The organism is Streptomyces sp. TAA204 (assembly GCF_000424965.1).
This window is the reverse complement of sequence record NZ_AUKW01000010.1, coordinates 312,251-333,576: the sequence shown is the minus strand read 5'-3', so window position 1 is coordinate 333,576 and position 21,326 is coordinate 312,251. Positions and strand designations below refer to the sequence as shown.

At 73.7% G+C, this 21,326-nt stretch carries 1 protein-coding gene; it reads left to right on the top strand.

What is annotated here, in order from left to right; genetic code table 11:
- The first annotated feature begins 8 nt into the window (after nt 1-8).
- Nucleotides 9-21,311, top strand: a complete 21,303-nt coding sequence (locus H343_RS31220; protein WP_486586937.1) for a type I polyketide synthase — start codon at nt 9-11, stop codon at nt 21,309-21,311.
- The last annotated feature ends 15 nt before the right edge of the window (nt 21,312-21,326 follow it).

The following is a 21,326-nucleotide window of genomic DNA, read 5'->3' as shown; positions in this document are numbered from 1 at the left end:
CCGAGCGGCTGCGGCGGCAGAACAGGCAACTCGTCGCCGCCGCCACGGAACCCGTCGCGATCGTCGGCATGAGCTGCCGCTACCCCGGCGACGTGGCCACCCCCGAAGACCTGTGGGACCTGGTCGCCTCCGGACGGGACGGGATCACCGGTCTGCCCACCGACCGCGGATGGGACGTGGACGCCCTCCACGGCAGCGGCGTCGACGAACGCGGCACCAGCCTCAGCCTCCAGGGCGGATTCCTGCGCGGCGTCGCCGAGTTCGACCCCGGGCTCTTCGGGATCTCGCCGCGCGAAGCACTCACCATGGACCCCCAGCAGCGGCTGCTGCTGGAGTCGGCGTGGGAAGTGATCGAACGGGCCGGCATCGACGCCACGACCCTGCGCGGCAGCCGCACCGGCGTCTTCGTCGGCACCAACGGCCAGGACTACGCCCACCTGCTCATCAGGTCGGTCTCCGACGCCACGGGCGACATCGGAACCGGTATCGCCGCCAGCGCCGAATCCGGCCGCCTCTCCTACGAACTGGGCCTGGAAGGCCCCTCCGTGACGGTGGACACCGCCTGCTCCTCGTCCCTGGTCGCGCTCCATCTGGCAGCTCAGGCCCTGCGCAGCGGCGAGTGCTCCCTGGCGATGGCGGGGGGCGTCAACGTGATGGCCACGCCCGGTTCGCTCGTGGAGTTCAGCCGCCAGGGCGGCCTCGCCCGTGACGGCCGGTGCAAGGCGTTCGCGGAGGCCGCCGACGGCACAGGCTGGGCCGAGGGCGTGGGTCTGCTGCTGCTGGAGCGGCTCTCCGACGCGGAACGCAACGGGCACGAGATCCTGGCCGTCGTACGGGGCAGCGCGGTCAATTCCGACGGCGCGTCCAACGGATTCACCGCCCCCAACGGACGGGCCCAGCAGCGTGTCATCCGTCAGTCCCTCGACCGGGCGGGCCTGGAACCCTCCGAGGTGGACGCCGTGGAGGCGCACGGCACCGGCACCCCGCTGGGCGACCCGATCGAGGCGACCAGCCTCCTGGCCGCCTACGGCCAGGGCCGTGAACGCCCGCTGCTGCTGGGCTCCGTGAAGTCCAACATCGGACACACACAGGCCGCCGCGGGCGTCGCCGGTGTCATCAAGATGGTCATGGCCATGCGCCACGGAGCGCTTCCCCGGACGCTTCACGTCGACGCGCCCTCCTCCCACGTCGACTGGGACCCGGGTGCGCTCGAACTGCTCACCGAGCACACCGACTGGCCGGAGACCGGACGCCTCCGCCGTGCCGCCGTCTCCTCCTTCGGCGTCAGCGGCACCAACTCCCATGTGATCGTCGAACAGGCCCCCCAGGTCCCGGTGGCCGAGGACGTCCGCTCCCCGGCCGGTGCGGACGCGGCAACCGCGACCACGCGGGAGCCGGGGCCCGCGTCCGTCCTGCCCTGGGTGGTCTCCGGTGCGACGGAGGCCGCGCTGCGCGACCAGGCCGCCGCGCTCGTGTCGTGGCTGGACCGCCGCCCGGACCAGCGCCCGGCGGACGTGGCACTCTCGCTGGCCACCTCCCGTACCCGCTTCGAACACCGGCTTGCGGTCGTGACGCCCCACGGCGGCACGCCGCGCGACGCCCTGGCCGAGTGGGCGGCGGGCCGTTCCGCGCCCGGTGTCCTGGAAGGCGCCGCCCCGGGCCGCGCGAAGCTCGGCGTGCTCTTCTCCGGTCAGGGCAGTCAGCGGCTGGGCATGGGGCGGGAGCTCTACGAAGGCTTCCCCGTCTTCGCGGAGGCGCTGGACGCCGTGCTGGACGGTCTGGACCCGGGCCTGCGCGAGGTGATGTGGGGCGAGGACCCCGACGCGCTCAACCGCACCGGTCACGCGCAGGTCGCCCTGTTCGCCCTCGAGGTGGCGCTGTTCCGGCTCGTGGAGTCCTGGGGCGTACGGCCCGACGCCGTGGCCGGGCACTCCATCGGAGAGATAGCCGCCGCCCACGTGGCGGGCGTCTTCCCGCTCGCTGACGCCTGCGCCCTGGTGACGGCGCGTGCCCGCCTCATGGACGCCCTGCCGGCCGGCGGCGCGATGGCCGCCCTGCAGGCGTCGGAGGAGGAAGCCGGTTCCGCGCTGACGGAAGGAGTGTCCCTCGCGGCCGTCAACGGCCCCCGGTCGGTGGTCGTCTCCGGTGACGAGGCAGCTGTGCTCGCCGTCGCCGCCCGTTTCGAGGAGCAGGGCCGGAAGACCTCGCGGCTGAGGGTCTCGCACGCGTTCCACTCCGCGCTGATGGAGCCGATGCTGGAGGAGTTCCGGCGCGTGGCCGGGACACTCACGTACGCGGAACCGGAGATCGACGTCGTCTCCAACCTCACCGGCGAGGTCGCCACCGGCACCGAACTGTGCGACCCCGACTACTGGGTGCGGCACGTGCGGGAGACCGTCCGGTTCGCGGACGGCGTGCGGACGATGGAGCGTGAAGGCTTCCGCGCCCTGCTCGAACTCGGCCCGGACGGCGCGCTCTCGGCACTGGCGGCCGAGTCGCTGCCCGCGGGCGTGGCGGCGCCGGCGCTGCACAAGGACCGCGGCGAGGAGCGCGCCCTGGTGACCGCGCTCTCCCGGCTGCACGTCACGGGTGTGCCCGTCGACTGGGCGCCCCTGTTCGACTCCACCGGCGCACGGCGGGTGGACCTTCCGAACTACGCCTTCCAGCACGAGCGGTACTGGCCCTCGGTGTCCGTCACCGCGGGCGACGCGTCCGGTGCCTCAGGTGAGGGCCACCCGCTGCTGGGCGTCTCCGTGTCCGTGGCGGCCTCGGAAGAGATGATCATGACCGGCCGTCTGTCGCGGGCCGCCCACCCCTGGCTGGGCGACCACGAGATCGACGGAACGGTGCACTTCCCCGCCACGGGATTCCTCGAACTCGCGCTGCGCGCCGCCGACGACATCGGCTGCGCATCGGTGGCCGAACTGGCCCTGGCCGAACCGCTGTCGCTGCCCGAGCACGGATCGGTGCAGATCCAGCTCCGGGTGGGAGGGCCGGACGAGAACGGCCGCCGCCCGCTGCGGTTCTTCTCGCGCCCCGCGGAAACGACGGACGGGGAATGGACCCGGAACGCCACCGGACAACTCGAGGGAGGCCACGGCGCCCCGGACGAGGACGACGGTGCCGACGCCTCCCTCGCGTCCCTCGACACCCGGGCGTGGCCGCCGCGCGGCTCCACCGTCGTCGGACTGGACGGCTTCTACGAGGAGTTCGCCGACGGCGGACTGCTCCACGGGCCGGTCTTCCAGGGCGTGAGGGCCATGTGGCGACGGGGCCGGGAGATCTTCGCCGAGGTCGCCCTGCCCGAACAGGTCCAGGACGGCGACGCGTTCGGCGTGCACCCCGCACTGCTCGACTCCGCGCTGCACCCCGCGGTTCTGCTGGGCCCGGACGGCGGCGCGGGAACACCGCACACCCCCGCGGAGTGGAGCGGCGTCCGGCTGCACGCCTCGGGGGCCTCGGTGCTCCGCGTCAGGCTGCTCGCCGAGGGAGACTCCTTCTCCCTCACGGCGGCCGACGTCGAAGGGGCTCCGGTGATCTCGGCCGAGTCCGTCGCTCTGCGACCCGTCACCGCTCCGACGGACGACGGCCACCGCACGGAGCGGGACTCACTCTTCCGGGTGGAGTGGTCCGGCCACACCGTCCCGGCGGTCCACGACGCGGGCGACGCGTCCGGTGCGGCGGTCTGGGAGCTGCTGGGGGAGGACACCCTCGGACTCGGCGGCCGGCCCGTCGACCCGTGGGCGCAGAGCCCCGTACCGCAGGTCGTCCTCGTGCCCGTGGTCGGTGACATCGACGGCGGACCGGGATCGGTGCACACCCTCACGGCGAAAGTGCTCGGCCTGCTCCAGCAGTGGCTGACGGAACAGCGGCTCTCCGGCTCCCGGCTGGTCTTCGTCACCCGCGGCGCCGTCTCCGGCGAGGACGTCGCCGCCGCGGCCGTATGGGGACTCGTGCGGTCCGCGCAGACGGAGAACCCCGGCCGGTTCCTCCTCGTCGACCTCGACGACGCCGCCGAGTCCGCCGCCGTACTGCCCGGCCTGCCCGCCCTGCTGGACTCCGGTGAGACCCAGGCCGTCGTACGCGACGGGCAGGTGCGCGTCGCACGACTGGCCCCGCGTGCCGCCCCCTCCGCGCAGGACAGCGCCGCACGGCACTGGGCGGCGGAGGGAACGGTGCTGGTGACGGGCGGTACGGGCGGTCTGGGTGCGGTGGTGGCGCGCCACCTGGCCGCCGAGCACGAGGCGCGGGATCTGCTGCTGGTCAGCCGTCGCGGCCCGGAGGCGGACGGTGCCGGTGAACTCGCGGACGAACTGTCCGCGCTGGGGGCCCGCGTCGAGGTCGCGGCGTGCGACGTGAGCGACCGGGACGCGCTCAAGCGCCTGCTGGAGCAGCACCCGGTGCGTGCCGTCGTCCACACCGCGGGCGTCCTGGACGACGGCGTGATCGGTTCGCTGACGCCGGATCGAGTCTCCGGGGTGCTGCGGCCCAAGGTGGACGGGGCGTGGCACCTTCACGAACTGACCAGGGACCACGACCTGTCGGCGTTCGTGCTGTTCTCGTCGGTCTCGGGCGTGCTGGGGGCAGCGGGGCAGGGCAACTACGCGGCGGGCAACGCCTTCCTGGACGCCCTGGCCGCCCACCGGCGGGGACTGGGACTGCCGGGCGTCTCACTGGCGTGGGGCGCGTGGAACCCGGGCACGGGGATGACCAGCGGCCTGGACGAGGCGGACCTGCGCCGCATGACCGACAGCGGCGCGCCCGCACTCACCGTCGAACAGGGCCTGGCACTCTTCGACACCGCTACCGCTCCCGGGACGGACGAACCGCTGCTGGTGCCCCTGGCTCCCGGCACGGGCACCAGCCGCGCCGGTACTGCCGCCGTCCCCGCCGTCCTGCGCGGCCTGGTCCGACCGGGACGCCGGCGTGCCGCGAGCGGAAGGGAGCTGACGCGCGAGGGCATCACCGAGCAGCTGGCCGCGCTCTCCGGGGCCGAGCGTGAGCGTTTCCTGCTCGATCTGGTCCGTACCGAAGGTGCCCGCGTGCTCGGGCACTCCTCGCCCGAACCAGTGGGTGCCGACCGGGAGTTCCGAGGGCTCGGCTTCGACTCGCTGACCGCCATCGAACTGCGCAACCAGCTCGCCCCGGTCACCGGCCTCAGCCTGCCCGCCACTCTCATCTTCGACTACCCCACACCCCGTGTCCTGGCCGGTCACCTCCTGGCCGAACTCTTCGGCGAGAGCGAGGAGCAGGGCGCCGCCCCGCAGGCCGTCCCGCTGACCGACGACCCCGTCGCGATCGTCGGTATGAGCTGCCGCTTCCCCGGGGGCGTCCGCTCCCCGGAGGAGCTGTGGCGGCTGCTGGCCGACGGCGGTGACGCCATCTCCGGTTTCCCCGCCGACCGCGGCTGGGAGTCGGGCTTCCTCCACTCGGACGGAACCGCCGAGGGCGGATTCCTCGACGGGGCAGGGGACTTCGATCCGGCCTTCTTCGGGATCTCGCCGCGTGAGGCGGTGGCGATGGACCCGCAGCAGCGGCAGCTGCTGGAGACGTCCTGGGAGGCGGTCGAACGGGCGGGCATCGACGCCGCATCCCTGCGCGGCAGCCGCACAGGGGTGTTCGTCGGCACCAACGGACAGGACTACACCAACCTCGTCCTGCAGGCGGGCGGAGACATCGAGGGCCACGCGAGCACCGGCCTGGCGGCGGCCGTCATCTCCGGCAGGCTCTCCTACACCTACGGCTTCGAAGGCCCCGCGCTCACCGTCGACACGGCGTGTTCCTCGTCCCTGGTCGCCCTGCACCTCGCCGTGCAGTCACTGGGCAGCGGCGAGTGCTCGATGGCGCTCGTGGGCGGCGTGACAGTCATGTCCACTCCGATGAACTTCGCCGGCTTCAACGCCCAGGGAGGTCTGGCGCCCGACGGACGCTGCCGGGCCTTCTCCGACGACGCGGACGGCACCGGCTGGTCCGAGGGCGTCGGTGTCGTGGTGGTCGAACGCCTCTCGGACGCGCGGCGCAACGGACACCGGGTACTGGCCGTCGTGGAGGGCAGCGCCGTCAACCAGGACGGCGCCTCCAACGGGCTGACCGCCCCCAACGGCCCGTCCCAGCAGCGCGTCATCAGGCAGGCGCTGGCCGGCGCGGGGCTCTCACCCTCCGACGTCGACGCGGTGGAGGCGCACGGCACGGGTACCTCGCTCGGCGACCCGATCGAGGCGCAGGCGCTGCTGGCCGCCTACGGCCAGGACCGCGAGCGGCCGCTGCTTCTCGGCGCGGTGAAGTCCAACCTGGGGCACACTCAGGCCGCAGCCGGTGTCGCCGGGCTCATCAAGACCGTAATGGCCCTGGAACACGGCGAGTTGCCCAGGACCCTGCACGTGACGGAACCCTCGACCCATGTGGACTGGTCCTCCGGCGCCGTCGAGCTGGTGACCGAGCAGACGGCCTGGCCGGAGACCGGACGTCCGCGCCGCGCCGGCGTCTCCTCCTTCGGCCTCAGCGGCACCAACGCCCACGTGATCATCGGGCAGCCGCCCCTGCCCGAACCCCCCACGGACGGCACGGACGATCCCGCGGCATCCGAGCCCGAGGCCGGCGGACCCGCCAGGCCCGCCGTGGTGCCCTGGCCCGTGAGCGCGAGGTCCGCCGCCGCACTCGACGCCCAGGTGGCCCGGCTGCGGTCGTTCGCGGAAGCACCCGGCAGCCCCGCCCCCGCCGACACCGGCCGCGCGCTGACCACGGGGCGGTCCGTGTTCGAGCACCGCGCCGTTCTCCTGGCCACGGACGAGGGGGTCACCGAAGCCGCCAGGGGAGAGGCAGCCGAGCGCTCCCTCGCGGTGGTCTTCTCCGGTCAGGGAGCACAACGCCTCGGCATGGGACGGGAGTTGTACGACCGCTTCCCGGTCTTCGCGGAAGCCCTGGACGCCGTGCTCGACCGGCTCGGCCCGGCCGTGCGCGAGGTGATGTGGGGCACCGACCCGGATGCCCTCGACGACACCGGACACGCCCAGCCCGCCCTGTTCGCCGTCGAAGTGGCCCTGTACCGGCTGGCCCGGTCCTTCGGCATCACTCCCGACTGCGTCGCGGGACACTCCGTCGGCGAGATCGCCGCCGTACACGTCGCGGGCGGGCTCTCACTGACCGACGCCTGCACGCTGGTGACCGCGCGGGCACGGCTGATGAGCGCGCTGCCGCCCGGCGGCGCCATGGTCGCCGTCGACGCCGCCGAGTCCGACGTGCTGCCCCTGTTGAAGGACGGCGTCGACATCGCCGCCGTCAACAGCCCGTCCTCCCTGGTGCTCTCGGGAGCCGAGACGGCCGTGCAGGAGGTCGCCTCCGGGCTCGAGGCGGCAGGCCGCAGGACGACTCGTCTGTCCGTGTCGCACGCTTTCCACTCGCCGCTGATGGACCCGATGCTCGAGGAGTTCCGCGACGTGGTCGCCGAACTCGCCTTCGCGCCCCTGTCCATGCCCGTCGTCTCCAACCTGACCGGCCGGATCGCCACCGACGCGGAGCTGAGCACCCCGGAGTACTGGGTACGCCACGCGCGCCGGACCGTGCGCTTCGCCGACGGCATCACGGCGCTGCACGAGGCGGGCGTGAACGCGCTGTTCGAGCTCGGCCCGGACGGCGTGCTCGCAGCGGCCGCACAGGAGTCGCTGCCGGCCGGCACCCCCGTGACGCCCGCGCTGCGCAAGGACCGCGGCGAGGAGCCGGCGCTGCTGGCCGCCCTTTCCCGGCTGCACGTCGCCGGCGTGGCCGTCGACTGGGCGCCGGTTTTCGCCGGGACGCGGGCCCGGCATGTGGACCTGCCCACCTACCCGTTCCAGCACGAGCGGTTCTGGCCGCAGCCCCCGCAGGACTCACCCGGCGCCGGACCCGCCCAGGACCCCGTCGATGCGGCGTTCTGGGCGGCCGTGGAGAGCGAGGACCTGGAATCACTCGCGGACACACTCGACCTCGACGGCGACACCGTCTCCGCCGTCGTGCCCGCGCTGTCCGCGTGGCGCGAGCGCCGCCTGGCCCGGTCCACCGTGGACTCCTGGCTCTACAAGGAGACATGGCAGCCGCTGACGGGCGCCTCCACGCACGCGCCACCGGCCGGCAGCGCCGGGTCGTGGCTGGTCGTCATCCCTGTCGGACTGGCCGACGACGAATGGGTGGCGGAGGTGACCTCCGCCCTGGGACCGGATGTCACACAGGTCGAGGTCATGGGCGACCGCGATCACATGAGGGCCCGGCTGGAGAGTGTCCCCGCCGGGGTCGGCGGTGTTCTCTCGCTGCTCGGACTCGTCGAGGCCCCCGGCCTCCTCGCCGAGCCCGCGCCCGCCGGGGTCGCCTGGACCCTCAGCCTGATCCAGGCGCTGGGGGACGCCGCCATCACCGCTCCGCTGTGGTCGGTGACCCGGGGAGCGGTGTCGGCCGGCCGCAGCGACGTGGTCACCAACCCCCTCCAGGCAGGAGTGTGGGGCCTCGGCCGGGTGGCCGCCCTGGAGCACCCCGAACGCTGGGGCGGACTCATCGACCTGCCCGAGGTACTGGACGAACGAGCCGTGCGCCGACTGGCCTCGGCGCTGACCAGCGACTCCGGCGAGGACCAGGTCGCCGTGCGGCGGTCCGGCCTCTTCGGCCGCCGTCTCACCCCCGCCCCGCCCCGGACGGCGTCCGGAGACCGGGAGCTGTCGGGGACCGTGCTGATCACCGGGGGGACCGGCGCTCTCGGCACACACGTCGCCCGCGACCTCGCCCGTCACGGTGCCGCACACCTGCTGCTCCTCAGCCGCCGGGGTCCCGACGCCCCCGGCGCGGACGCCCTGCGCGAGGAACTGGCCGCGCTGGGCACCGAAGTGGACATCGTCGCCTGCGACGTGGCCGACCGTGCCGCCCTCGTCGCGGCACTGGCAGCCGTTCCCCCCGAGCGTCCGGTGTCCGCCGTCGTGCACACCGCGGGAGTTCTGGACGACGGCGTGCTGGAGAGCCTCTCGCCCGAGCGCTTCGCGGAGGTCTTCCGCTCGAAGGTCGTCTCGGCCATGCTGCTGGACGAGCTGACCCGCGACCTGGACCTGTCGGCCTTCGTTCTCTTCTCCTCGGTGGCGGGTGCCGTCGGCAACCCCGGGCAGGCCAACTACGCGGCCGCGAACGCCGTCCTGGACGCGGTCGCACAGGCACGGCACGCCGAGGGACTGCCCGCCACGTCCATCGCCTGGGGCGCCTGGGCGGGCGAGGGCATGGCAGGCGGCACGAAGGCCGGCGACGCGATGCGCCGCAGCGGGTCGGTGACGCTCGACCCCGAACTGGCCGTCCCGGCACTGTGGCGGCTCGTCGCCGAACCCGAGGCCACCGCCGTCGCCGCGGATCTGCGCCAGCCGCACATGCTCGGCGGGCTGCTCAGCCTGCGGCCCGCCCCGCTGCTCTCCCGGCTCCCCGAAGCCCAGCAGGTGATCGACCGGGTCGAGACCGCCCGCCGGGAAGCCGAGTCGGCCGCCTCCGACTTCCACCGCAAGCTGCGCGGGCTGGCCGAGGACGACCGCCTGGCCGCGGTCCTGGACCTGGTGCGTACGCAGGCCGCCGCCGTGCTCGGCCACTCCGGGAAGCAGGACGTCAGCCCCGGCAAGGCCTTCCGCGACCTCGGATTCGACTCGCTCACGGCGATGGAACTGCGCAACCAGCTCGGAGCCGTCACGGGGCTGACCCTGCCCGCCGGCCTCGCCTTCGACCACCCCACCCCCGCTGCGCTCGCCGCGCACCTGCTGGACCAACTCCTCGGCGGGTCCGGCGGCCCGCGGACGGAGGAGCCCGGGCCGTCCGCCCGGGCCGCCGTCGAGGACGAGATCGCCCTCGTCGCCGCGGCGTGCCGCTTCCCCGGAGGGATCACGTCACCGGAAGACCTCTGGCGCGTGCTCGCCGACGGACGCGACGTGATCGGGGAGTTCCCCTCGGACCGGGGCTGGGACACCGGCGGACTCGAGAGCGCCACCGGCCGCGGCGGCTTCCTCGACGGCGTCGCCGACTTCGACGCCGGCTTCTTCGGCATCTCGCCGCGTGAGGCACTGGCGATGGACCCGCAGCAGCGTCTCCTGCTGGAGACCTCCTGGGAGGCCGTCGAACGGGCCGGCATCGACCCGGTGTCGCTGCGCGGAAGCCGCACCGCGGCGTTCGTCGGTACGAACGGGCAGGACTACCAGCACGTGGTGATGGCCTCCCGCGAGGACCTGGAGGGCCATGCCGGAACGGGACTTGCCGCCAGCGTCCTCTCCGGCAGGCTCTCCTACACGCTGGGCCTGGAGGGCCCCGCCGCCACGGTCGACACGGCGTGTTCCTCCGCGCTGGTCGCGATGCACTGGGCCGCCCAGGCGCTGCGGGCGGGGGAGTGTTCGCTCGCCCTGGCCGGAGGCGTGACGGTGATGTCCACCCCGACGAGCTTCTCCGGCTTCTCCCGGCAGGGCGGGCTGGCTCCCGACGGCAGGTGCAAGGCGTTCTCGGACGGCGCGGACGGTACGGGCTGGTCCGAGGGTGTGGGCGTGCTGGTGCTGGAGCGGCTGTCCGACGCGGAGCGCAACGGACACCGGGTGCTGGCGGTGCTGCGTGGGTCCGCGGTCAACCAGGACGGTGCGTCGAACGGTCTGACGGCGCCCAACGGCCCGTCCCAGCAGCGCGTGATCCGGCAGGCGCTCGGCAGCGCGGGACTGTCCCCCTCGGACGTGGACGCGGTGGAGGCGCACGGCACGGGAACGGCTCTGGGCGACCCGATCGAGGCGACCAGCCTCCTGGCCTCCTACGGGCAGGAGCGCGGCGGCCGGCCGCTGCTGCTGGGCTCGGTGAAGTCCAACCTGGGCCATACGCAGGCGGCCGCCGGGGCGGCCGGCGTGATCAAGATGGTGCAGGCCCTGCAAAACGGCCGGCTGCCGCGGACCCTGCACGTCGACGCGCCCTCGTCGCACGTGGACTGGGACACGGGCGCCGTCGAACTGCTCGTGGACGAACGCGAGTGGCCGCAGGTGGAGCGGCCCTGGCGTGCGGGTGTGTCCTCCTTCGGGATCAGCGGCACCAACGCCCATGTGATTCTGGAACAGGCTCCCGGGGCCGCGAACGCGCCGGAGGCCCCGCGGCCGCGCCCCGGCGCCGTGCCGGTGCAGGTGTCGGCCAGGAGCGCCGAGGCGCTCGACGAGCAGGTGGCACGCATCCGCTCATGCGCGGAAGAGCTCGCACCGCTCGATGTCGGCTACTCCTCGGCCGTCTCCCGTTCCGTCTTCGAGCACCGTGCCGTGCTCCTCGCCACGGACGGGGGCGACCTCCCGGAGATCGCCAGGGGAGAGGCCGCCGAGCGGACCCTGGCCGTGCTCTTCTCCGGGCAGGGCAGCCAGCGGCTGGGCATGGGACGGGAGCTGTATGACCGCTTCCCCGTCTTCGCGGAGGCGTTCGACGCCGTGCTGGCGCATCTCGACCCGGGACTGCGCGACGTCGTCTGGGGTGACAGCGAGCGGGAGCTGAACCGGACGGGCTGGGCTCAGCCCGCACTGTTCGCGCTCGAGGTGGCCCTGTTCCGGCTGGCGGAGTCGTGGGGCCTGCGGCCCGCGTCTCTTGCCGGGCACTCGATCGGCGAGGTCGCCGCCGTGCACGTGGCAGGCGTGCTGTCGCTGGCCGACGCCTGTGCGCTGGTCTCGGCCCGTGCCCGGCTGATGCAGGCGCTGCCCGAGGGCGGTGCCATGGTGGCCCTGCGCGCGGCGGAGGAGGAGGTGCTGCCGCTGCTGACCGACGAGGTCACCGTCGCTGCCGTCAACGGACCACGGTCCGTGGTGATCTCGGGCGCCGCCGAAGCCGTGACCCGGGTAGCGGAACGGTTCTCGAAGTCGACGTCGCTGACGGTCTCGCACGCCTTCCACTCGCCGCTGATGGACCCGATGCTGAACGGCTTCCGCGCGGTGCTGGAAGAGCTGACGTTCGCGGAACCCCGTATCCCGGTGGTCTCGAACCTGACGGGACGGACGGCGTCCGCCGAAGAGCTGTGCTCCGCGGAGTACTGGGTGCGGCACGTACGTGAGACCGTGCGCTTCGCCGACGGCATACGCACCCTGGAGGACCAGGGCACCACCGCATACGTCGAGTTGGGCCCCGACGGCACCCTCTCGGCCATGGCCGCGGAGTCCGCCGCCGCAGACGTGCCGATGGTCCCCCTCCTGCGCAAGGACCGGCCGGAAGCGGCGGCAGCGGCGACCGCCCTGGCCCGGCTGCACGTGAGCGGCGTCGGCGTGGACTGGGCCGAATGGTTCGCCGGCACCGGAGCCCGCCTGGTGGACCTGCCCACCTACGCCTTCCAGCGTGAGCGTTTCTGGCCCGCCGTACGCGGCGCGGGCCGTGGCGGAGACATATCGGGGCTGGGCCTGGCACCGGCCGGGCATCCGCTCCTGGGAGCGGCGCTGATGGTCGCCGGTTCCGACGAGGCCATGCTCACCGGGCGGCTCTCCGTGCCGACCCACCCCTGGCTCGCCGATCACGTCGTCGGCGGACAGGTGCTCTTCCCCGGCACCGGATTCCTCGAACTGGCCGTCCACGCGGGCGACGTCACCGACTGCAACCGCGTGGAAGGGCTCACCCTGACGGCCCCGCTCGTCCTGGGCGAGCACGAAGCGGTCGATGTGCAGGTTCGCGTCGGTGCCGCCGGCGAGACGGGCCGCCGCCCGGTGAACGTGTACGCCCGCAGCGCCGGTGCCGCCGACGGGGAGTGGACCTCACACGCCGAGGGCACCCTCGCCGCCGCGGCGCGACGGGAGGAGCCGGGAATCACCGGCCAGTGGCCGCCCGCCGGCGCCGAAGAGATCGATCTGAGCGGGTTCTACCCCCGCCTGGCCGACGAGGGCGGACTGGTCTACGGCCCCCACTTCCAGGGGCTGCGGGCCGCATGGCGGCTGGGCGAGGAGGTCTTCGTGGAGGCCGCGCTGCCCGAAGAGGCGGAGGACGCGGGCGAGTTCGGCCTGCACCCGGGCCTGCTCGACGCGGCGCTGCACGGCATCGGGCTCGTCGACGGCGGCGGCGAGGGCCTCCCCTTCGACTGGACCGGTGTGTCGCTGCACGCGGCAGGGGCGTCGGTGCTGCGTGCCCGGCTGGCACGTACGGGCGCCGGCACGGTCGCTCTCAGCGCCGTCGACGTCGAAGGCCGTCCGCTGATCTCAATCGAGTCGCTCGCCGTACGCAGGCCCGCCGCGCCGCAGGCCGCTGCGGCCCACGACGACGGCACACGGGACTCCCTGTTCCGTGTCGAGTGGGTTCCGGTCACCGTCGGCCCGGCGCCGGACGCGGACGCCGCGGCCATGGCCACGCTCGCCGCCGACACCCTCGCCGGTACCCTCGCCGCCGTCGCCGAGGGCACCACGGCACCGGACGTGCTCGTGATCCCGGCAGGCAGCGACGAGAGCGGGCCCGACGCGGTGCACGCGCAGACCCGGCGCGTGCTGGCGCTCCTCCAGGAAGCCCTCGAGGACCCGCAACTGGCCCGTACACGCCTGGTCTTCGCCACGCGCGGCGCGGTCGCCGCCCTCGGCGAGGAGACCGTGACCGACACCGCCGCCGCGGCGGTATGGGGCCTTGTGCGCTCCGCGCAGGCAGAGAACCCCGGCCGTTTCCTGCTGATCGACCTGGACGCCGCGGCAGCCGTCACACCGGAACTGCTCGTCACGGACGAACAGCAACTCGCCGTGCGCGACGGCGACGTGTACGCGGCACGGCTGGCACGGCTCGCCTCCGGGCCGTCCCTCACCCCGCCCTCAGGCGTCCCCTGGCGGCTGGACACCGCGAGCAAGGGCAGCCTCGACGACCTGGCACTCATGCCCTGCCCCGAAGTGCTGGAACCACTGACCGGACGTCAGGTGCGCGTCGCCGTGAGGGCGGCCGGCCTCAACTTCCGTGACGTGCTCAACGCACTGGGCATGTACCCCGGGGAGGCGGGGCTGTTCGGAGCCGAAGCGGCGGGCACCGTCGTGGAGACCGGGCCGGAGGTGTCCGGTCTGCGTCCGGGCGACCACGTCACCGGCATGGTCATCGGCGGAATGGGACCGCTCGCCGTCGTGGACGAGCGGTACCTCGCCCACGTGCCGCCCGGCTGGTCGTGGGAGGAGGCGGCGTCGGTGCCACTGGTCTTCCTGACCGCCCACCACGCACTGTGCGACCTCGCCGCCGTACGGCCCGGGCAGAAGGTCCTCATCCACGCCGCGAGCGGCGGCGTCGGCATGGCCGCCGTCCAGCTCGCCCGCCACCTCGGAGCGGAGGTCTTCGCCACCGCAGGAGAGAGCAAGTGGGACGCCGTGCGTGCCCTCGGTGTCGCCGACGACCACATCGCCTCCTCCCGCACCACGGAGTTCGAGGAACGGTTCCGCCGGGTGACCGGCGGTGAGGGCGTCGACGTCGTGCTCAACGCCCTCACCGGTGAATTCGTCGACGCCTCACTGCGGTTGCTGCGCCAGGACGGCACCTTCCTGGAGATGGGCAAGACCGACCTGCGAGACCCCGCGGAACTGCCCGGCGTGCGCTACCGGGCCTTCGACCTCGGACTGCTGGACCCCGACCACATCCGGCGGATGCTCGACGAGGTCCTCGACCTCTTCGGCCGGGGCGCCCTGCGGACGCTGCCCATCCGCAGCTGGGACGTACGCCGCGCCCGCGACGCCTTCCACCACATGAGCCGCGCCCAGCACACCGGCAAGATCGTGCTCACCCCGCCGCGGGCCTGGGACCCGCAGGGGACGGTGCTGGTGACGGGCGGAACGGGCGGTCTGGGCGCCGAGGTCGCCCGGCACCTGGTGGGCGAGCGGGGCGTGCGCCACCTGCTGCTGGCCTCACGCCGGGGCGAAGAGGCTCCGGGCGCGGTCGCGCTGCGCAAGGAGCTGAACGCACTGGGGGCAGAGGTCTCGGTGACGGCGTGCGACGTGGGGGACCGGAAGGCCCTCGCCGCGATGCTGGACGCTGTTCCGCACCGGCATCCGCTGACTGCCGTGGTGCATACGGCGGGAGTGCTGGACGACGGTGTGATCGGGTCGCTGACCGCGGACCGTCTGGAGGGCGTGCTGCGGCCGAAGGCGGACGGCGCCTGGTATCTGCACGAGCTGACGCGGGAGCAGGACCTGGCGGCGTTCGTGGTGTTCTCGTCGGTGTCGGGACTGCTCGGTACGCCCGGGCAGGGCAACTACGCCGCCGGCAACGCCTTCCTCGACGCGCTGGCCACCCACCGGCGGGGCCTGGGGCTGCCAGGGGTCTCCCTCGCCTGGGGCGCCTGGGAGGCCGGCGCCGGCATGACCAGCGGCCTCGACGACGCCGCGATGGAACGCATGAGGCGATCCAGCATGCCTCCGCTGTCCGTCGAGGCGGGACTGGCACTCTTCGACGCCGCCACCGGCGCGGACGAAGCCCTGGTCGTTCCGGCACGCGTCGTGACCGGCGAGGTGAAGGGCCGGGCACCGCACCCCGGTCCGGTGCCTCCCGTGCTGCGCGGGCTGCTGCGCACCGGCCGCCGCACGGCCGCGGGCGGCGAACGGGCCGCCGGGGCTCTCCACGACCTCCAGGCCGTACCTCCGGCCGAACGCGCACGCCACCTGACCGGACTCGTCCAGGCCGAGGTCGCCAAGGTGCTCGGCCACGCCGCGCCCGAAGCCGTCGACACCGGACGGGAATTCCGCCAGCTCGGCTTCGACTCGCTCACCGCCGTCGAACTGCGCAACCGGCTCGGCTCGGCCACCGGTCTGATGCTTCCCGCCACACTCGTCTTCGACTACCCGACGCCGCGGATGCTGGCCGCGCATCTCCTCGGTGAACTCTTCGGCGAGGAGCAGGAGGAACTCGACGCGGCCCAGCCGCAGACGTACACGGCCGACGACCCCGTGGTCGTCGTCGGCCTCAGCTGCCGCTTCCCCGGCGGGATCGACACGCCTGAGGACCTGTGGAAGCTGCTCGTCGAAGGACGGGACGCCATAGGGGAGTTCCCCACCGACCGGGGCTGGGACCTGGACGGCCTCCTCGGGGACGGCCCTGGGAACAGCATCACCTCGGAGGGCGGATTCCTGCGCGGGATCGGCGACTTCGACGCCGGCTTCTTCGGCATCTCGCCGCGTGAGGCGGTGGCGATGGACCCGCAGCAGCGGCTGCTGCTGGAGACCTCCTGGGAAGCCCTCGAACGGGTGGGCATCGACCCTGTGTCGCTGCGCGGCGGCAGGACCGGAGTGTTCGTCGGCGCCAGCGGCCAGGACTACGCCCACCTCGTCCTGGCCTCGCAGCAGAGCATGGAGGGCTACTCAGGCATCGGCACGTCGGCGAGCGTCATCTCGGGCAGGCTCTCCTACACGCTCGGGCTCGAGGGCCCGGCGATGACGGTGGACACGGCATGCTCGTCGGCGCTGGTGTCGCTGCATCTGGCGGCGCAGGCGCTGCGGGCCGGGGAGTGTTCGCTCGCCCTGGCCGGCGGTGTGCAACTGATGGCGACGCCGGGCGCGTTCATGGAGTTCACGCAGCAGGGCGGCCTGGCGCCGGACGGACGCTGCAAGACCTTCTCCGACGACGCGGACGGCACCGCCTGGTCCGAGGGCGTCGGCGTCATGGTGGTCGAACGGCTCTCGGACGCCCGGCGCAACGGCCACCGGGTCCTGGCCGTGGTGCGCGGCAGCGCCGTCAACCAGGACGGTGCCTCCAACGGGCTGACCGCCCCCAACGGCCCCTCGCAGCAGCGCGTCATCCGTCAGGCACTGGCGGGCAGCGGCCTTTCCGCGTCCGACGTGGACGCGGTGGAGGCGCACGGCACCGGCACCACCCTGGGCGACCCGATCGAGGCGCAGGCGCTGCTTGCGGCGTACGGGAAGGAGCGGCAGGAGCCGCTGCTGGTCGGCTCGGTCAAGTCCAACCTGGGACACACCCAGGCCGCGGCGGGTGCCGCGGGGATCATCAAGATGGTGATGGCGCTGGAACACGGCGTGCTGCCCAAAACCCTGCATGTGACGGAGCCTTCGTCGCACGTGGACTGGTCCTCGGGAGCGGTCGAGCTGCTGACCGAGCAGTCCGCGTGGCCCGCGCGTGAACGTCCCCGCCGGGCAGGCGTCTCCTCCTTCGGTATCAGCGGCACCAACGCCCACGTCATCCTCGAACAGGCCGGGCCGCCGGAAGGACAGCACGCCGACGAGCCGGAGGAACCAGCGGTGACCCCCGCCATGGTGCCGCTGCCCGTGTCGGCCAGGACGGACGCCGCGCTCGAGGCCCAGGTCGCCCGCGTCCGGGCCCGCACCGGGGAACAACCCGCCCTCGACGTCGGGTTCTCGCTGACGACGTCGCGTTCGCTCTTCGAGCACCGTGCGGTGCTGCTGGCCACGGACGAGGGCGCGGCTCAGATCGCCCGGGGTGCGGCGAAGCGGCGTCCCACGGCCGTGCTCTTCTCCGGCCAGGGTGCTCAACGTCTCGGCATGGGACGGGAGTTGTACGACCGCTTCCCGGTGTTCGCGGAGGCGCTGGAGACCGTGCTCGGCCGGCTCGACCCGGCCGTACGTGAGGTGATGTGGGGAGCGGACGAGGAGGAGCTGAACCGGACGGGGTTCGCGCAGCCCGCCCTGTTCGCGCTGGAGGTGGCCCTGTACAGGCTGGCCCGGTCCTTCGGCGTCGAGCCGGACTTCGTCGGCGGGCACTCGGTCGGTGAGATCGCCGCCGCGCACGTGGCGGGGGTGCTGTCGCTGGAGGACGCGTGCGCACTGGTCTCCGCACGGGCGCGGCTGATGCAGGCGCTGCCCGAGGGCGGCGCGATGATCGCCCTCGAAGCCGGCGAGGACGAGGTGACCGCGCTGCTCGGAGACGGCAGCACCGTCTCGCTCGCCGCCGTCAACGGCCCCATGTCCCTGGTGGTCGCCGGAGACGAGGACGCCGCGACGGACATCGCGCGGCGGTTCGAGGAGAACGGCCGCAAGACTAGGCGTTTGCCGGTCAGCCATGCATTTCACTCGCCCTTGATGGAACCGATGCTGGACGACTTCCGCGCGGTGGTCGAGGAGCTTTCCTTCTCACCGCCGCACATCCCGGTGGTCTCGAACCTCACCGGCCAGGTGACCGCCGGGGATGAGCTGTGCTCGGCGGAGTACTGGGTGCGGCACGTGCGGGAGACCGTCCGCTTCGCCGACGGCGTGAACGCTCTCGCGGCCCGGGGCGTGTCCGCGTTCCTGGAGTTGGGCCCGGACGGAGTGCTCTCGGCGCTTGCCGGAGAGGCCGTGCCCGACGCCGTGGCGGTACCGCTGCTGCGCAAGGACCGCGGCGAGGAACGCGCGGCCCTGTCCGGACTGGCCCGGCTGCACGCGTCCGGCGTCGACGTGGACTGGACCCCCTGCTTCGCCGGTACGGGCGCACAGCGCGTGGACCTGCCCACCTACGCCTTCCAGCACGAGCGTTACTGGCCCACCGGAACGGCCGCCAAGGGCGACGCAACCGGTCTCGGCATGGTCCCGGCGCAGCACCCGCTGCTGGGCGCGGCCATGCCCGTCGCCGGTTCCGGCGCGGTGGTCTTCACCGGCAGGCTCTCCGCGTCCACGCTGCCCTGGCTGAGCGACCACGCCGTGCACGGGGCGACGACGTTCCCGGCGGCCGGGTTCGCCGAACTCGCGGTACGGGCCGCGGACGAGGTGGGGTGCGACCACGTCCGGGAACTGCACGTGAGCACGCCTCTCGTTCTCGCGGAACGGGACGCGGTGGCCGTGCAGGTCTGGGTCTCCGAACCCGGGGAGGAGGGACACCGCACCCTCACCGTCCACTCCCGGCCCGCCGACGTCCCGGGGCAGCCCTGGACCCGGCATGCCGGCGGAGTACTGACCACCGGCGGCCCGGCTGCCGGCTTCACCGCCGAGCAGTGGCCGCCCGCCGGGGCTGCACCCGTCCGGCTGGAGGGCTGGTACGAGGAGTTGGAAGAGGCCGGGATCTCCTGCGGGCCCGTCTTCCAGGGCCTGCGCGCAGCATGGCGGAGCGGTGACGAGATCTTCGCCGAGGTCGAACTGCCCGAAGAGGTCTCCGACGCGCGCTCGTACGGGCTGCACCCCGCGCTCCTGGAGACCGCGGCCCGTGCCGCGGACGCCTCCTCCGGCACCGGCGCCGCCAGGGTCCCGGTGTCCTGGGAGGGCATGTCCCTGCACGCCTCGGGCGCCTCGCTGCTGCGGGTCAGGCTCGCGGCGAGGGGAGCGGACACCGTGTCGCTGGCCGCGGCCGACCACGAGGGCGCCCCGGTGATCTCGGTGGACGCACTGACTCTGCAGGCCCCTCCGGCGGAGCACGCCGGCCACGCCGCCCGGCAGGCGGCCGCGCCCGAGGCGATGCTGCGGCTCGAGTGGATACCCGCCGACGCCGAAGCGCGGGCGGCCACCACCCGCTGGGCGGTGGTCGGCAGCGACGAGTTCGGCGTCGGCGCGGCGCTGGAGGACGCCGGCCACACCGTCGGCGACCCTGTCACGGCGCTGGCTGAGACGGTCACCGACACCGGCGGGGCACCCGACGTGGTGGTCGCACCGCTTGCCGGGTCCGGTACGGGCGAGGCCGGCCGCGAGGCACGGAGGACGGCCGCTGCGGCACTGACTCTCGTGCAGGAATGGCTGGCGGACGAGCGGTTCGCCCACTCCCGGCTGCTGTTCGTCACCCGCGGCGCCGTCACAGCCACCCCCTTCCGCAACACCGCCGACGCCCTGACCGGTCTCGGCACGGCCACCGCCTGGGGCCTGGTGCGCTCCGCCCAGTCGGAGAACCCCGGAAGCATCCTCCTGGCGGACCTCGACGATGCCGGTGTCTCACTCGGCGCCCTGCCGTCCCTGCCCGGACTGCTCGACTCGGGCGAGACGCAGGCCGCGGTGCGCGAAGGGACCGTACACGTCGCACGCCTGGCCCGCCTCGACGCGCCCGAACCCGCCGCGGAGCGGGCCGAGACCGCCGGGGGTGCCACCGGGGACGAGTACGCACGTCCCTGGGACCCCGACGGCACGGTCCTCATCACCGGAGGCACAGGCGGACTCGGTGCGGAGCTGGCACGCCATCTCGTCGCGGAACGCGGCATGAAGCACCTGCTGCTGAGCTCCCGGCGCGGCCCCGACGCACCCGGCGCGCTCGAGCTGCGGGCCGAGCTGACCGCGCACGGCGCCGAGGTGACCGTGGCCGCCTGTGACACCGCCGATCCCGCGGCCGTGGCCGGACTGCTCCGCGCGGTCCCCTCCGAGCACCCGCTCACCGCCGTCGTGCACGCCGCCGGCGTCCTCGACGACGGCGTCATCGCCGGGCTGACCACCGAGCGGCTGGAGAGGGTGCTGCGCCCGAAGGTCGACGGCGCGTGGAACCTCCACGAGGCAACCCGCGGACTCGGTCTGGCCGCGTTCGTCCTCTACTCCTCCGTCGCCGGCGTGATGGGCGCCGCGGGCCAGGGCAACTACGCGGCGGCCAACGCGTTCCTGGACGCACTGGCCCACCACCGCCGCGCGGAGGGGCTTCCGGGGCTGTCCCTGGCCTGGGGCCCCTGGGCCCAGGCGGAGGGCACCCGCACGGGCGGGCTGACCAGCACGCTCGGCGACACCGGCATGCGCCGCATGGACCGCTCCGGCATGCCGCCGCTGACCGTCGAAGAGGGCCTCGCGCTCTTCGACTCGGCCACGGCGCGCGAGGACGCACTCCTCATGCCCGTCAGGCTGAACCCCGACTCGGGGCGCACCGGCGCTCCCGTACCCGCGCTCCTGCGCGGGCTCGTGCGCACCGGCCGCCGTGCGGCGGGTGAACGGGCCTCCGGTGCGGGCCTCGCGGAGAAGCTGACCGGGATGCGCGAGAGCGAACGGGTGCCGTTCCTGGTCGACCTGGTGCGCCACCACGCCGCGGGTGTGCTCGGGCACGCCTCTCCCGAGGCGATCGAAGCCGACCGCGAATTCCGCCAGGTGGGCTTCGACTCGCTGACGGCGGTGGAGCTGCGCAACAGCCTCGCCGCCGCCACCGGAGCCCGCCTGCCCGCCACGCTCGTCTTCGACCATCCCACCCCCGGTGGCGTCGCCGAGGAGCTGGCGGCCCAGCTGCTCGGCGCGGCCGGTGACGGAGCACCGCTCCTGGCAGAGCTGGAGCGGCTGGAGGCCGCGCTGTCCGCCCGAGGCGCCGAGGAGATCGCCGAGGCAGGAGTCGCGACACGTCTGCGGCAGCTCCTCGCCCAGTACGGCGGCAACGGTGCCCAGACGGAGGAGGCCGCCGTCACGGAGCGGATTCAGGCCGCGAGCACCGACGAGGTGTTCGCGTTCATCGACAACGAACTCGGCCGTCGCACAGACGCTGATCCCGACCCTGGATGAGGAAGGTTCCTGGCG